This is a genomic window from Micromonospora sp. B11E3 (assembly GCF_039871625.1).
GTDB lineage: Bacteria > Actinomycetota > Actinomycetes > Mycobacteriales > Micromonosporaceae > Micromonospora.
Genome location: NZ_JBDPMC010000012.1, coordinates 36,932 through 53,531, shown reverse-complemented (window position 1 = coordinate 53,531; position 16,600 = coordinate 36,932). Strand labels below are relative to the sequence as shown.

Below are 16,600 nucleotides of genomic sequence, written 5' to 3'. Positions count from 1 at the left end.
CCCCGCGGACGGGATGCTCCCGCCCCGACCGGCTACGCGCGTGTTACCAGTACGGTAGCGGGACGGTTGTTACCGGCGCGATCCCTTCGTACAACTGATCATGCCTCGACGGGTAGTTTTCGTGCCCGTGACCTGGGAATATGGGTCGTGTTGCGCCGGGTGTCCCAATTACGGTCCGTGGCTTCCCCCCGCTCACTCGGCGCGCAGCGCCACCACCGGGTCCAGCCGGCCGGCCCGCTGGGCGGGCACCACCCCGAACACGATGCCGACCGCCGCCGAGACGCCGAACGCCAGCGCGAGGGACCACCACGTGACCGCCGCCGGGACCGGGGACAGGGCCGCCACCAGCAGCGCCGCGCCGACGCCCAGGGCCATGCCGGTCACCCCACCGACCGTGGTCAGCAGCACCGCCTCCAGCAGGAACTGCACGCCGATGTCCCGGGGGCGGGCGCCGACCGCCTTGCGCAGCCCGATCTCCCGGGTCCGTTCCCGCACCGAGACCAGCATGATGTTGGAGACGCCGACCCCGCCGACCAGCAGCGAGATCCCGGCGATGGCGGCCAGCACGCCGGTGAGCACCCCGAGGATGTCGCCGAGCACGCCGAGGATCTGCTGCTGGGTGACGGCGCTGAACTCGGCGTCCGGGTGGCGCCGGGTCAGCTCGGCGACGATCCGGTCGCCCAGTTCGCCGATCCGCTCCCGGTCCGGGGCCTTGACGGCGATGCCGTCGATCCGCTGCGTGCCGTAGAGCCGGTGCGCGGCCGTGACCGGGATGTGCACCTCGTCGTCCCGGTCGACGCCGAGGCTCTGGCCCAGCGGGGCGAAGACGCCGATCACCCGGAACCGCACCCCGGCGATGGTGACCTGCTGGCCGATCGGGTCCCGGTCGGGGAACAGGGCGTCCGCCACGGCGGCGCCGAGCACGGCGACCCGGCGGCTGGTGTCCACGTCGGAGGCGGTGAGGTAGGCGCCCCGGCCCACCGAGCGGGTGAACACCCTCGGGGTGCTCTCCAGCACCCCCTGGACGGTGGTGAAGTCGGCGCGGTTGCCGGCCCGGACGGTCTCGCCCGAGGTGACCGTGACGGCCACCCGGCCCGGGTCGCCGACCACGCGGCCCACCGCGTCCACGTCGGCCAGCGACAGCCGGGACACCGCCGGGGCGGCCCCGAACTCCAGCCGCCCGGGGACCACCACCAGCAGGTTGGAGCCGAGGCCCTCGACCTGCTGTTCGACCTCCCGCTTCGCGCCGGTGCCGACGGCGACCAGCACGACCACCGAGGCCACCCCGATGATCACCCCGAGCATGGTGAGGGCGCTGCGCATCCGGTTGGCGCGCAGCGCGTCCCACGCCACCCGCCACGCCTCGGCCACCCTCACGACGTTCCTCCGGCGGCACCCTCGTCGTCCCGGCCCGCGCTGCCCTCGTCGCCTGAACCTGGGGCCCGGGTGCTGTCCGTCGAGGTACCCGGCCTTGGCTCCGCCAGGCGCGGAAGGCGCCCGGTGGCTCCGGCGGCGCCACCGGAGCCACCGGGCGGGTGCCCCGGGTCGCTTCCGGACGCGGACCGGGGCTCCGCGCTGGGAGCGGGCACCAGTGTGTCAGGTCCCCCGGACGCCCCCGACGGCGGTCGATCATGGGCCGTGCTCGCCGTCGTGTTCGACGCGGGTGACGCCGTCTCGTCCGAGACCACGGCCCCGTCGCGTACGGCGATCCGGCGCCGGGCCCGGGCGGCCACCTCCTGGTCGTGGGTCACCATCACCAGCGCCACCCCGGCCTCGGCGTTCAACTCCTCCAGCAGGGCCAGCACCGCCTCCCCGGTGGCGCTGTCCAGGTTGCCGGTGGGCTCGTCTGCCAGCAGCACAGCCGGGTCGGTGACCAGCGCGCGGGCGATCGCCACCCGCTGCTGCTCGCCGCCGGAGAGCTGGTTGGGCCGGTGCTCCAGCCGGTGCCCCAGACCCACCCGGCCCAGCACGGCCGCCGCCCGCTGCCGCCGCTGCCGGGCGCCGACGCCCCGGTAGACCAGCGGCAGCGCCACGTTGTCCACCGCCGAGGTACGCGGCAACAGGTGGAACGCCTGGAAGACGAACCCGATGGTCCGGTTGCGCAGCGCCGCCAGCTCGGGGGCGGTGAGCGAGCCGACGTCCCGGCCGCCGATCACCAGCCGGCCGCCGGTCGGCCGGTCCAGCCCGCCGAGCAGGTGCATCAGCGTCGACTTGCCGGAGCCGGACGGCCCGACCACGGCCACGTACTCGCCCGGCGCGATGGTGAGCGACACCCCGCGCAGCGCCGGCACGGACACACCGTCCAGCTCGTACGTGCGCGAGACGTCGATGGCCTCGATCGCGGGGCGGCCCGACCCGGCCTCGTCGGACTCGGCGGCCATCGCGCCCCTCAGGGAGGCCGTCAGCCGGTCCCTCCTCCGGCTCACCGGACCTCCTGGCCGGCGCGGACCTGGTCGGTGCCGCGCACCACCACCCGCTCGCCGGCCGCCACCCCGCCCAGGATCTGCACCAGGTCCTGCCCCTGGACGCCCACGGTCACCGCCGCCCGCTCGGCGCGGCCGTCCCGGACCACCCAGACGGCGTCCCGCCCGTCGGCGGAGAACACCGCCGAGGCGGGGACGGCCACGGCGTCGGCCGCCTCCCGGACCCGCAGGTGGACGATCGCGTTCATGCCCGGCCGGGGCGTCGGGGCGGTCGCGGCCCCGTCTCCGGCTCCGGCCTCGGCCCCGGCCCCGGCTTCGCCCTCTGCCCCGCCGAGCCGGCCGGGACCGAGGGCCAGCCGCACCCGGTACGAGACGCCGCCGCGCGCCGAGGTGGTCGGCAGCACGTCCACCGAGCGGACGGTCGCCTCGTACGTCGCGCCGGTCACCGCGTCCAGTTCGACGGTGGCGGCGAGGCCGGAACGGACCAGCAGGACATCGGTCTCGTCGACCTCGGCGAGCAGGCCCAACGCGCCGGTGTCCACGATGGTGAGGATCGGCGTACCGGCGGTCACCCGGCCGCCGACGGACACCGCGTCGTCCACGCCCGGCGGCGGGCCGCCCTGGGCGGGGGCGAGCGCGGACGGGTCGATCGCCGCCGCCGCGCCGCCGGACTGGCCGAGCAGCCCCGCCAGGGCCTCGGGCGGGACGCCGGCGGAGGCCCGGGTGCCGCCGGGCTGCACCACCCCGGCGATCGGGGCGCGCAGCGTCAGCGCGTCGACGGCCGCCTTCGCCAGGTCGTACGCCTGCTGGGCCTGGACCCGCTGCGCGGCGGACAGCGCGCCGACGGCGGAACTCAGCCCGCCGATCCCCCGCTGCACCGCCCGGACGGCGTCGTCGGCGGCCCGCGCGGCGGCGGCATACTGCTTGCGGGCGGAGCGCACCTGGGCCAGCAGCGCGTCACGCAGCCTCTGGTCGCTGATCTTCTCGGCGGCGGCCTGCGCCGCGTCGAACGCGTCGGCGGCGGCCCGGTCGGTGCCCCGCCGGCTGCCGCCCAGGTCGCCGACGGAGAACCCACGCCCGGCCCGCTTCGCGGCGGCGAGCGCCTCCTTGGCCTGACGCAGCCGGTCCCGGGCGGACGGCGAGTCGACCACCGCGAGCACCTGGCCGCGCTTCACCCGCTGACCGGGCTGGACGCGCAGGCTGGCCAGCGTGCCGTCGGCGGGGGCGGTGAGCGTGGCGGCGGCCCGGGCGGTGACCGTCGCCGGGGCGTCGATCACCTCGGTGACCGTGGACCGCTGCGCGGTCGCCGAGGCGACCGGCGACTTCTCGTCGCCGCAGGCGGCGGCGGTGGTGCCGGTGAGGACGGTGACGGCGATCAGGGCGGTGAGCAGGCGGGGCCGCGTGGCTGCGCGCAGCTGCGGCTGGTCGGTGCGACGCACCGGACCGATGCTACGAGGGTCTTGTCGACCGCACCATGACCCGAGCCCGCTTTTCCCAGTCGGGCAGCTCAGCCTGGACGAGGTTGCTGAGGGCCGGTACCTGCGCCACGACACCGCTCGTAAGACAAACGGCGCCGCCGCATTCGCGGCGACGCCGTTTGCTCAACCGGCTCCACGTTCACATTCAGGTGCCGGTTTCCGCCCTGTCTACATAGCTACGTATCGCCCCGAGCGAGCCATGCCAACGCGTCCGCGTCCTCCGCCGGAGTGCGGTAGGACTTGCCGACATTGCGCCGAACAACTTCACGAAGTGACGCCACCTTGTGCGGAGCGGGCAGCACGGCAGTACCAATGCTTTCCTGCCATACCGTTCCCTGCACGAACACCGAGCCATCGAGTGACGACATGGCGAAACCTGGGCAACCGGACGCCCAGCCGAGGACGCCGGAGGCTGCTCCCAAGCCCATGACGTCCCACTCCTCGGCCAGTTCGACAAGGCCCCAGACCAGTTCACCCACCTCCTCCTCGTCAGCGCCACCCACCGGGCTCGGCAGGGGAACTTCCAGCGAAACCAGGAACCGGCGGTCCTCCGCAAAGAGGCCGTAGTCACTAGCCAACTCGTACCAGTCAGCATTGGCTCTGGACACCCGCTCCGGATCGTCGATACCGACGGTTCGGTCGCGCCGCCCCTCGTTTGGATGCGTGGACGTCACCATCCAGGCCGCGAAGCTGGGTATGCCCGTCGATCTTTCGAAGCTCAGGAACTCGAACCCGAACCCCGCCATCCTGGCCACCAACAGGCCAGATGGTCGCCTTGGATCTTTCATTGACCTCAGCACTTCGGGACGAAAGGATTGAGCTTGTTGTAGTTGTGACCATCCGGATTCTTTCCGTCCGGCCCGATCCAAGCAAACTGACCGTTCTTTTCGAGAATCCTGTACGCGTTGTTGTTCGGGTCCGGAGCATAGATCTTCGCACCCGCCCACCATTGCGTCTTCCTGTTGTTGCCGCCCTGGTAGAAGTCCAGCGACCCATCCGGATTCGTACGCTGCTGCAGCGTCCCGTCCAGAATCTGCTGAACTCCACGCTGGATGAGGTTCGGCGACGGCCCGTCCGTGTTGTGCACAAGGACCGGGGCATCCCCAGCCATCACATAGTAGGTGTGGATGCCACCGACCGTCAGGTTGAAGGCCAGGGCCGTCTGGATCGAGGCGGGACGCAGGCCGCCCACGGCGAAGAAGTGCCCGTCCGGGCCGGTGACCAGGTCACCGCGGTCCAACTCCTGCGCCTGTTGCCACTCACGGTCCGTGTGGTTCCAGAACGGGTGGTCCTCGGTGGTGGTGAGAAGCGTTCCACCGATTTCGAGGTCGATCAGCTCGTCCCAGTGCGCCCAGACGTGGGTCACCCGCCGCGGGCCCTGCTCGCCGGTCTCCGGGTCCGAGGCCATGACCTCGTCACCGACTTCGATCTCGTCGAGCGGCTTGGTGCTGCCGTCGGCCATCAGCACCTCGGTGTCGCCACTGAAGCTCATGCACCCGGCATCGACGTCCGGCCCGCGGCCTCGGCCCTTGCCCTTGCCGGTTCTACCGACGCCATTCATTCCAGGTAGGTCGTCGGTGGGCAGGTTTTCGGCACCCCACTGGTAGTGAATCGACCAGAGTTCGTCAACCCACTGATCGCACCCGCCCGGGTTGCCCATCTCGTGGCAGATGTTCATGGCGAGCGCAGCGGTGGCGTCCCGCATCCAGTCCTCGTTGCTGCCCTGGCTCGACGCGCGGAAGTGCTCCGCCCGCCGGTCGTTCCAGCGGCGCATGAACTCCTCAAGCGGCACCGTCTCCGGCACCCTGATGCCGAAGCCCAGGTCGCGCGGGTGGTTGTACTTCCGGGCCTTGGTGCTCTTCCGGCCGTTGTCGTTGCCCCACTTGATGTTCTCGTCGGTGCCGCAGCCGTACGGGCAACCGCCCGCGCCGCGACCGTCACCCTCCTTGAGGGGGCGCGGGTCGTACCCGCGGCAGTCGAACTCGCGGCAGTCGGACGGGATGAGGCCACTCGGGTCGCTCATCGTGACCGGGGAGTTGTTGGCGTAGGAGTAGCCGTTCCACTGCTGCGGATCGGTCACGTCCTGCAACGGGTCGAGCGAGACGAACCGCCCGATGGTCGGGTCGTAGTTCCGGGCGCCGACCTGGGTCAGGCCCGTGTTCGGGTTGAGCGGCTGGTTCAGGAAACCACGGTTGTCGGGTACGGACACCGTGGCACCCCGCGGCGCACCGTACGGCGTGTACTGCCGCCAGGTCGGCACCTGGGCGGTGTTGTTCAGGTACAGGCTCGGCGTGCCCTGGTGGTCGGGCACGATGAAGCCGTACGCCGTGCCGCTACCCGACCGGTACGCCACCGCACCGCCGGGCAGCGGGTAGTAGCGGGTGCCGCTCAGCGTCTGGGTGGCGGTGTTCAGGACGATCTGCCCACCGGGCAGGTAGAGGGTGGTGGCCCCTGGGTCCTTCTGGATGAGCAGGTTGCCGTCGGCGTCGTACAGGAAGGTGCTGTTCCCGTCCGTGCCGCCGGTCACCGAGGTGATCTCGCCGCTGTCGTCCCAGGTCAGGGTCTGCGTGCCCTGCCCGGCCTGACGGGTGGTCATGTTGCCCGCCGCGTCGTAGGCGTACGAGGTGCTGCCGGTCAGGCCGCCGGTGGTGGTCGTTCCCGTCAGCGTGTGCGGCTGCCCCTTGCCGTTGCCGTCGTAGGCGTACGTGGTGGTCGTGTCGGTGCCGCCGGTCAGCGAGTACTGCGTCTGCTTGGTGCGGTTACCGAGCGAGTCGATCTCCCACTCGGTCCAGTACGCGCTGGTCGCGCCGATGCCGCTGCCCACCATTGCCCGGTTGCCGGCCGAGGGGGTGGCCACGCAGTTGTCGGTCGCGGTCCACGCCTTGGTCAGCCGCCGCAGCGAGTCGTACCGGTAGCACTCGGTCTCGGAGACGGTGGTCGGCTCGTAGCGGGTGTCGACGTTCTTGAGGATGTTGCCGGACAGGTCGTACTCGTAGTCCTGTTGGGCGACGTCCCTGGTCGTGGTCGTCGTCTTGGTCACCTTCTGCCGCTGAAGGCGACCGTTGTGGTCGTCGTAGACGTTGACGATCGAGGCCAGGCTCGTGCTGGAGCCCACCACTCCCCGGGTCACCCGTCCCCAGGCGTCGTACTCGGTCGACTGGGCGTAGCCGGCCAGGCCGCCGAGGGTGCTCGGCATGTCCAGGTTGGTGATGTAGCCGCGCAGGATCGTCTCGGCGGGAAGGCTCCCCCGGGCCGGAAAGGTGTCCGTGAGCGGGAGCCCGGTCGAGGAGTGGTAGCTGTGGCTGAAGCTGTAGGTGTTGCCGAGCAGCCCCTCGGGGGCCGGGATGGTGATGGTCTCCCCGGTCGAGGCGCCGAAGGCGTTGAAGCCCGCCCACTGGGTGCTGTAGGCGGCGCCGCCGTGGAAGGCGGTTGCCGTGGTCAGCTTGCCGATCGCGTTACTCATCGGCAGGACAGCCGAATTGTCGTTGTCGTACACCCAGGCGGCGAGCTGGTTGCTCGTCGACTGCCCGGAAACCGGCGCGGCGTATCTGCCCGTCCGGCGGTTGATCTTGTCGTAGGTGTACGAGACCGTCTTGTTCCTGGAGTCGGTGGTCTCGATGATGTTGCCGACGCCGTCGTAGCGCGTCGTGCTCTCGCCGGCGTCCGGGTCGTCCCTGCTGACCAACTGCCCCAGCAGGTTGAACTCGCTGGTCCATTCATTGCCGGCCGCGTCCGTCAGAGTGGACTGGTTGCCGTGGCCGTCGTAGCCGTAGCTGGTGGCGACCGTCGTCCCGCCGGTCAGGTGGTACACGCCGGTGAACGGGTCGGCGGGGCTGTTCAACGTCGGCGCCGAGGTGTACTGGAGCAACTTCTCGGCCCGGCCCATCGGGTCGGTCACCGTCGCCGTGGTGGTGCCGCCCGTCGGCGGGATGACCGTCGTCCGGTCGCCGTTGTACACCGTACGCACCGACGACTTGACCACGCCGTCGCGGGCGCTCTCGGCCAGGATGACCCGGCCGAGCCCGTCGTACGTGTTGAAGGTCTGGTTGAGCGCCTTCTTCACCAGGTTGTCGCTGTAGACCAGGGTGGTGCCCGGACCGACGGCGGCGTCCCACCAGCCGTTGTACGTCGCCCGCACCCAACCCCGGCTGTCGTAGAACGAGTCGGTTACCATCCGGCCGCCCTGCGGGGTCACCGACTGCGTCTGCCGGACCCGGTACAGCGCGTCGTAGATGGTGGTCGACGTCTGGTAGTTGCCGTCCTTGTTGAGCGTTTGCGTCGTCGTCGCCGTCGGTCCGATGTTGGAGACCGCGTAGGTGTGCTTGACGTTGGCGGGGGTGCTCGTGGCCCGGGAGGCCAGCCAGACCGCCGTGGTCCGGCCGAGCGCGTCGAAGTGGGTACGGGTCACCACACCGTTGGGGTCGGTGGCGGACGTGGTGAGCTTCCGCATCGGCGTGATCGTGTGGGACGAGGCGTGTCCCTCCGCGTTCGTCACGGTCAGACCGGTGGTCAGGCCGACCGCGTTGTCCGTGTAGGCGGTCGTGGACTTGTTGCCGTTGCCGTCCCAGCTGCCGGTGGTCCGGCCGTACACGTCGAACTCCGCCCGGTCGGTCGTCTGGTAGACGTACGCGCCGGAGACCCAGTCGGAGGCCTTCCGGACCATGGTGACGTTGCCCTTGGTGGGGGCGACCTGCGGGAAGGTCGTCGCGAACGACGGGTCGTCGTAGAAGGTGCGGACGTGCTCGACGACCTGCGCCGGCCGGTTCACCGTCGCCGGGGCGGTCAGCGTGTTGACGCTGCCCGGCACGGACGTCGGCGACCCCTGCGTGAAGCCGTCGCAGGCCACCGACGCGGTCTCGATCTGACTGGTCAGGCCGACCAGGTTGAGGCCGGTGTTCGCCGGGGCGTAGGTCGTGGTGGTGCACCGGTCGTAGGCGGCGTTCGCCGGGACCGTGTGGTCGTACGAGTGCTTCAACAGGCCGAAGGTGGGCGAGGTGATCGACGTGTCGTACGACATGTCGGTCTGGCTGTACCGCCAGGTGGTGGTCCCACCGGTGGTGACCGCCTGCCGCCGCCAGGTCTGCACCGGGGCGGTGAACGTGGCGGTCAGCGCGGGCAGGCCGGTCCGGCTCCGGGTCGCGGTCGCGTCCGACACCCAGTACGAGGTGATCGTCGAGTTGTCGACCGGCCCGCCGTCACCGAGGTAGTTGGTGGACTCCAGCGCCCGGCCGGCGAGCTGGTCGACGTCCTCGTGCACCCCGCCGGCGGAGTCGGTGACGTTGACGACGGTGCTGTTGTTGTTCCTGCTCATGCCGCGGTAGTACGTGGTCTCGGACAGCGTCCGGGAGTCGAAGATCCCATCGCCGTTCCGCACACGGACCGTGCCGTAGCCACGGAACTGGCCGTAGGTGCGGTACTTGGCCTTGATCACCTCGTTGTCGTCGTAGTGCCAGGCGGCGCCGCCGACGTACTCGTAGCTGGTGGAGGTGGCCGGGGCGCCACCGGTCGGGTCGGTGGCGGTGACCCGGGTGACGGCGTACTTGTTGAACCAGTCCAGGATCTGGTTCGGGAGCCCGTCGGGCGTCCAGTAGATCGGGTAGCAGGACCTCGTGTTCGACGCCGGGGTGAGCGTCACCGGCGCGGTGCACGGCCGCGGCAGCTCGTAGCTGGGTGAGACGACCGAGCCGGTCTCGGTGGTGATCGCCGAGATGCGCTGCCGGTAGAAGTTGGGCAGCCCACCGGCGGTGTCCACCCGGTTGGCGAGCCTGACGCCGTCGAACGACACCGACGGCAGGGCGATGGCGGAGGCAGAGCCACCGGAGGTGGTGTCATGGCCGGTGCGGGTGATCGACGACAGCCACAGCGTGGGGGACGTGCCGTCGCCGGTCGCGGGCATCGTGTGGCCCAGCGCGTACGAGTCCACCGGTTTGTAGCTCGACGTGACGGTGTCGTACTGCTGGGTCTCGATGGACGTCAGCCGCACGGTGGAGAAGAACGACGGGCTCCACGCCTGGCAGTCGGTGCCGGAGTTGCAGATCAGGTCGTACGGGACGTCGGGCCAGTTGGCCTTGTTGGTCGAGTTCAGCGGCTGACAGGTGCCGGACAGGCAGCGGTCGCCGGTGTTGAAGACAACGCGGTTCGGCACCGTCCCGTACGCACCGTTGTCGCGGAAGCCGTAGTCGATCCGGGCGAGGTGGCTGTCCCGGATGTAGGAGACGTCCGTGGCGCCCTCGTTGCGGCCGTAGTAGTTGGTCGCCTGGTTGTAGTAGTAGGCCATCGCGTTGCCGTGGACGTCCTTGACGTAGTCCAGGTTCCAGCGGTAGGCCATGGTGCAGACCGAGGAGGAGAAGCCGGCCGAGTCGTAGCAGGGGTCGCCTGAGTGCGGCGAGTAGACCGGGGTGTGGTCCACGGACTTCGTGTCCGGCTTCCCCGAGGTCCAGCCGGGAAGGCGGTTGCGGCCGAACTCGTAGACAGTGCCGTCGCGCTCGGTGACCCGCCAGTAGTCGGTGTTGTAGGTCCCGCTGCCGTTACCGGAGTTGGTCACGTGGGTGACCACGGCGCCGGTGTCGTTCTGGAGCTTCCACACCGCTTTCGTGGCGTCCCAGATCAGGGAGCTGGAGGACCCGTTCAGCGCGACGGTCAGGATTGGACCGCTGTAGCAGCGGTCGTACGTCTCGACGGGAGAGGGACTGCCGCCCGGGTCGTCCTTGCAGGACACGAAGGTCTGCTCGACGTACGACCTCGGTGTGGTCCAACCGTCGCCGATCCAGGACGCCTGGGCGTTGGTCGAGGAGGTCTGGCCGTCGACTCCACCCGAGTCGTACGCCAGGGTGACCTGTGGCACGAGCTTGGAGCGGGTCGGGGGCACGGTCACCGGGTACGAGTACGAGAACGAGCCCGTGCTTCCTCCGGCGCTCCAGGAGCCGGACGGCGCGAGGTCGGTCGCGGCGTAGGTGCCGCCCTTGCCGCCCTCCTCACCGACGCCGGCGACGGCCGCCAGCACGGTCGTGGCGCTGGACGCCTGGCCGCCGGTCGCGGTGGCGTCGAGCTGGACCTCGGCGGAGACGGTGCTGGCCGCGGCGTCGTTGGTGGACCGCAACGGCGTCGGGGTCCGGCACTCCGCCACCTTCGGCGTGGTCAACGCACAGGCCGGCAGCTCCACCAGCTTCAACCGGAGGCCGTAGTTGCCGCCGTACGCCTCGGCGAAGCTGCCGTAGTCCACTCCCACCCGGACAGTCCCGGCACCGGTGGCCGACGCCGGGGTCACGGACAGGAGCACTCCGTCCAGCCCGGCCGCCTCAGCCACCGCCCGGTCGACGACCGTGACGTCGAACTGCTGCGGGCCGGCGTACCGGCCGCCCTTGGCAACCGCCTGGACCCAGACCGGGGTGCCGGTCGCTCGTGCCTTCACCGGCCCGGCCTCCCGCGCGCCGGCGGTCGTGGGCAGGGCCGCCAGGTCGACCCGCGCGCTGGCTGCCTTCGGCCAGGCGGTGCGGGAAGGCCGGTGGTTCGATTCCGCGTCGTCCGGCGGCGTCACGAACTTCGCCGGCAGGGGCTTCACGCCGGTCACCGACCGCCCCGGGTACATCGCCGGCAGCTTCGCCAGCCCGTCGTCCTCCGGCTTCGCCGCCGCCGGCGTACCCGACAACAAGCTCCCCACCAGCGACGCTGCCGCGGCCACCGCGACCAGACGTCTGGGACGAGACCAGAGGCGTACGCCCCCGTGCCCTACCATGCGAACCCCACTCTGCCGAGATGCAAGGACGCCACGCAGAGTGGCCGTTCGCACACCCCCGTGGCGCGAACAATCTTTCACGTCATCCGCGAGCAGAGGTCACGAAATGATATCGATAGACAAAGATCACACAGACGAAATGATACATAGCAGATCGAAAGGATCACCGCGTGTGACCGAAGTCGTTCCCCAGAGTCACCCCCGGCTGCTTCACTGTGGCCGCCCACCGGACGCCGCAGCGCGTCCGCCGGACGCGAGCACGGGGAGGAAAACCCGTCATGCCCGAATCCCACCCTCCGGGTAGGACGCGAGCTGCTGCCGCGGCAGGCGTCGCAGCCGGCGTCCTCATCGCCGGCACGGCAACGGCCCTGCCCCTCGCGCCAGCCGTCGCCGCACTCGCCGCCGCGAAGCCGGCCGCCGCCGCACCGCTCGGCGTGGACCAGGCGATGGCACAGGCCAGGCGCACCGGCAAGCCCGTCGAGGCCACCGCCGCCGGCAGCCCGACCGCCACGGTCACCGCCCGCCCCGACGGTGTCGTGCAACTGACCCAGACCGCGGTGCCGACCCGCACCCGCGTCGACGGGCAGTGGAAGACCCTCGACCCGACCCTGGTCCGCCACCCCGACGGCAGCATCGCGCCGGCCGTGTCGACCAACCCGATCCGTCTGTCCCCCGGCGGCACCGGCCCCCTCGCCCGGATGAGCAGCGGCACCCGCACCCTGGCGGTCACCGCCCCGATGGCGCTGCCCGCGCCGACCCTGTCCGGGCCGACGGCCACCTATCCGGAGGTGCTGCCCGGCGTCGACCTCACCGTCACCGCCACCGCCGAGGGCGGCTTCTCCCACGTCTTCGTCGTCAAGAACCGGCGGGCCGCCGCCAACCCCGAGCTGGCCACCGTCGACCTGGCCACCACGGGCGAGAACGTCACCCTCACCGCCGATGCCGCCGGGAACATCACCGGCCGCGACCGCCACGGCGCAACCGTGCTGACCGCCCCTGCCCCGACCATGTGGGACTCCACCGCCACCGCCCAGACCGGTCCCGCCGAGCGCGGTTCCACGGCGTCCAGCCCTGCCGCGCCGGGCCGCGCCGCGAGGACCGCCCCGATCGGGGTGACGATCGCCCCCGGGAAGCTGCGGCTGACCCCCGACCGGGCACTGCTCACCGACGCGAAGACGGTGTACCCGGTCTACATCGACCCCACGTTCCACTGGTCGGCCTACGGCACCGACAAGGGCGGCTGGGCGACCATCTCCTACTACCACCAGTCGACCAACTACTGGAAGAACACCCCCGATCTGATCGGGCGGATGCAGGTCGGCAACTCCGGCAGCCAGCGCTCCAACACCCTGATCAACTTCGCCGTCCCGTACAGCACGTTGGACGGCGCGACGATCAACTCCGCCCTTTTCAAAATCACCAACACCCGGTCGTGGAACTGCACCGCCAAGACCGTCAACGTCTACGCTCCCGGCACGACCCTGTCCTCCTCCAACGCCACCTGGAACTACTGGGAGGGCCAGTCCAAGGGCCCCCTCGCCGCGTCGAAGAGCTTCGCCTACGGCTACAGCGGCTGCGACGCGGCCGGTGTCTCCTTCGACATCACCGACCAGATCGAGGCCGACGTCGCGGCCGACAGGGGTACCCGGACTCTGTGGATGGTCGCCGCGAACGAGGCCAGCGACACCCAGAGCTGGAAGGAGTTCCTGGAGACCAGCCCCACGCTGACGATCGAGTACAACCACAAGCCCAACAAGCCCACCGGCATGACCACCTCCCCCAGGACGGTCTGCACGGGCGGCACCACCGTCGGCGACGCCTCCGTCTCCCTCTACGCCCCGGTCTCCGACCGCAACGGTGGTACCCTCGGCGTCACCTTCAAGCTCTGGAAGAAATCCGACGCGACGGAAACCGCTCTGGTCTCGTCGAACCCGAACCTGCTGACCTACCCCTCGGGCAGCACCGCGGTGCTCGTAGTGCCCGTCGCCACGCTGCGGACCGCAGCCAGCGGAGCCAGCACCGAGTTCTCCTGGAAGGTTCAGGCCACCGACTTCGGAGCCACCGGCGATTGGTCGGCGGTCTGCTCGTTCGCCTTCGACCCGACCCGTCCGGGCGCGCCGAACATTCCCGAGGTGTCCGACGGCACGACCACCATCGGTCAGCCGTTCACCGTCGACATCACCCCGGCCGACGGGACGAACCCCAGCGGCTACGTCTACCAGGTCAACGCCGGTCCGCCCGTCGATGCGCCCGCAACGAGCGGCGCGGCCACCATCACCGTAACCCCCACCCGGTTCACCAATACCCTGACCGTCACCAGCGTCTCCGCCGGCGGCAACATCGGCGACACCAAGAGCGTCACCTTCAACTCCAACCCGGCCGCCACCGCACCGGACGCCGACCTCACCGGCGACGGCGCACCCGACCTCGTTACCGTGGGTGCCACCCACGGCCTACCGCCCGGGCTGTGGCTCGCCCCCGGCGGCAGCGAGCAGACCGCCGTGGCCGGCACGAACATCGGAGCCCGGGGCAACGGGGTCACCGGAAACAACTCCCCCGCCGACTTCAACGGCGGCCAGGCCATCACCGGCCACTTCACCGGCACCGGCCTACAGGACGTCCTCGTCTACTACCCCGCCACCGGCAACGGCGACGTCCTTCGCACCAACGGCGACGGCTCGATCATCCAGGCCCAACAAAGCGGCAACCAGTTCAGCGTCTCCGGCGACCTCCTCGCCGAAGAGGGCGTCATGCCGCGCCAACTCGCCAACGCCGGGGACATCCGCGGCGCCGCAACCGGCATCCCCGAACTGATCGGAATCAGCGGCAACACCCCCACCGGCCACCATCTCACCTACTACTCCAACTTCTACGCCCCCGCCCTCTACGCCTTCCCCCAACCCATCGACCAGACCACCCCGACCGGCGGCACCGACTGGAACAACTGGAGCATCACCACCGCCCAGGTCGGCACCGGCACCGACATGTTCCTCTGGAACCGCACCACCGGCGCCCTGCACCTCTGGACCGGCCTCGCCTTCGACGGCAACAACCTGCTCACCTTCACCCCCTACAAGCTGGCCGACGCCTGGAGCCCCGGCGCGGACCTCACCCTCCGCGCCGCAGACATCGACAGCAACGGAACCCCGGACCTGTGGACCGTCGGATCCGGCGGAACGACCACCAGGTGGTACGTCGGAAACCTGGCCGCCGGACTCGGCACCATCAGCGCACAGCCGGCACAGGCACTGGTCACCTCCAACCACCACTGGCAGCTCAACGACGACAGCGCGGACGTTCCCGTGAGCACCGCGAAGGACACCGCGGGCGCCCTGGACGCCACCGGCAACGCCGGGGCCAAGTGGAGCACCGGGGACGCCTTCGATCCCGACGTGGTCTTCGACGGCACCAGCGGCACGATCAAGACCGCCAGTTCGGCCGTCAACACCAACGCGGACTTCACCGTCTCCGCGTGGGTGAAACCCACGGCCCTCGGCGGCACGGTGCTGTCCCAGAACGGCGTCAACACCGCCGGCTTCAAGCTCTGGACGGACGCCAGCGACGCATCGTGGCGCTTCGCCCTGGCCCGGACCGACGCCACGAGCCCCGTCCTCGACACGGCGGTCACCGCCCCGGGTACCGCCCGGATCGGGGTCTGGACGCACGTGATGGCGAGCTACACCAAGTCCAGCGGCGCCATGACCCTCTACCTCGGCGGCATCCACGCCGGCCGTGCCACGCACACGACCGGGTGGACCGCCACCGGCGAGTTCCGGATGGGCAGCCACCGTACGGGCGCCAGCAGCCACGGCGGCTGGTTCGCCGGGGCGATGGCGTACGTGCAGACCTGGGACCGCGTCTGGACCGTCGACGCCGATTCCCGCAGCAGCGGCGAGGTGGCTGCGATCGAGTCGGCAACCGGGGCGGTCGTCGCCTACCGCCGCGGCGCCGACGGCTGGATCTGGGGCAGCGGCCAGGCCACCGCCGGCGGTAACTTCGGCGCCTGGGTGCGGATCGGCGACCGCAGCGGCTTCGTCGGCTCGCCCACCGCGCTCAAGGGTGCCAACGGCACCATCGTGCTCTACGCGCGCGGCGCCGACAACCAGATGTACGGGGTGGGCCAGCCGTCGGTGGGCGCCGCCTTCACCACCTGGCGGGCCATTGGTACGGGCCAGCCCGCGGCCGGTTTCGCCAGCGACCCCAGTGCGGTCCTCGCCACCGACAACGGCATCGCCCTGTACGCCCGCGGCGCGGACGGTTGGGTCTGGGGCACGAACCAGACCACCGTGGGCGGCACCTTCGGCGCCTGGCAGCGGATCGGCATCGGTGGCTCGGGCGTCGCCGGCCGCCCATACGTCACGAAGGCCGCAAACGGCGCGATCGTCATCTACGCCAGGGGCACCGACAAGAAGATGCACGGCGTCGGCCAGCCCTCGCCCGGGGCTGCGTTCGGTTCCTGGGTGACGACCGGCACGGGCGGACCGTCAGCCGGCTTCGTCGGCGACCCGGTCACGCTGGTCAACGCGAATGGCACGCTCGCGACGTACGCAACCGGTGCGGACGGCAGAATCTACAGCGCGGGGCAGTCCACGGTCGGTGGCGCCTTCGGTGCGTGGTCACTTGTCGGCTCCGGCCAGCCGGCGTTCCCGGGCGACCCCGCGCCACTGATGACCAGCAACGACAAGATCGTCATCTACGGGCGTGGCGCCGACGGCAAGATCTGGGGCAGCCAGCAGTCCGCCGTCGGTGGAAGTTTCGGCACCTGGGCCATCATAAACTCGGACCAGCCCGCGCAGGGCTTCGAGAGCGACCCGACCGCCGTACTAAACGGCAACGACGCCATCACCCTGCTGGCTCGGACCACCGACGGCCGGATCTTCATGACCGACCAGCCCGCCCCGGGCGGCGGGCTGCGGGCTTGGACGGAGATCCCCTGACGCAGCGGTGGCGCCGCGTACCCGGTA

At 70.7% G+C, this 16,600-nt stretch carries 5 protein-coding genes and 1 pseudogene; 1 reads left to right on the top strand and 5 read right to left on the bottom strand.

Going from position 1 to position 16,600, the window contains the following annotated elements:
- Positions 1-192: 192 nt before the first annotated feature.
- The 5 genes and pseudogenes from ABGB16_RS09265 to ABGB16_RS09245 form a co-directional block, all read right to left on the bottom strand.
- Positions 193-1,377, bottom strand: coding sequence for an ABC transporter permease (locus ABGB16_RS09265; RefSeq protein WP_347667563.1), 1,185 nt, complete (start codon positions 1,375-1,377; stop codon positions 193-195).
- Between the two features lie 116 nt (positions 1,378-1,493).
- A pseudogene (locus ABGB16_RS09260) lies at positions 1,494-2,381 on the bottom strand (ABC transporter ATP-binding protein); the annotation flags it as partial.
- Positions 2,382-2,422: 41 nt separating this feature from the next.
- Positions 2,423-3,871 (bottom strand): HlyD family efflux transporter periplasmic adaptor subunit, encoded by a 1,449-nt coding sequence (locus ABGB16_RS09255; RefSeq protein ID WP_347667629.1) that lies wholly within the window; start codon positions 3,869-3,871, stop codon positions 2,423-2,425.
- A gap of 206 nt (positions 3,872-4,077) precedes the next feature.
- Positions 4,078-4,647, bottom strand: coding sequence for a hypothetical protein (locus ABGB16_RS09250; protein WP_347667562.1), 570 nt, complete (start codon positions 4,645-4,647; stop codon positions 4,078-4,080).
- A 47-nt stretch (positions 4,648-4,694) separates the two neighbouring features.
- Entirely contained in the window at positions 4,695-11,561 is a 6,867-nt protein-coding gene (locus ABGB16_RS09245) for an RHS repeat-associated core domain-containing protein (RefSeq protein ID WP_347667561.1), read from the bottom strand.
- 353 nt (positions 11,562-11,914) lie between these two features.
- Here ABGB16_RS09245 and ABGB16_RS09240 point away from each other — a divergent pair, with 353 nt between their 5' ends.
- A complete protein-coding gene (locus ABGB16_RS09240) occupies positions 11,915-16,573 on the top strand; it encodes a LamG-like jellyroll fold domain-containing protein (protein WP_347667560.1) in 4,659 nt (1,552 codons plus the stop codon).
- Positions 16,574-16,600 lie beyond the last annotated feature (27 nt).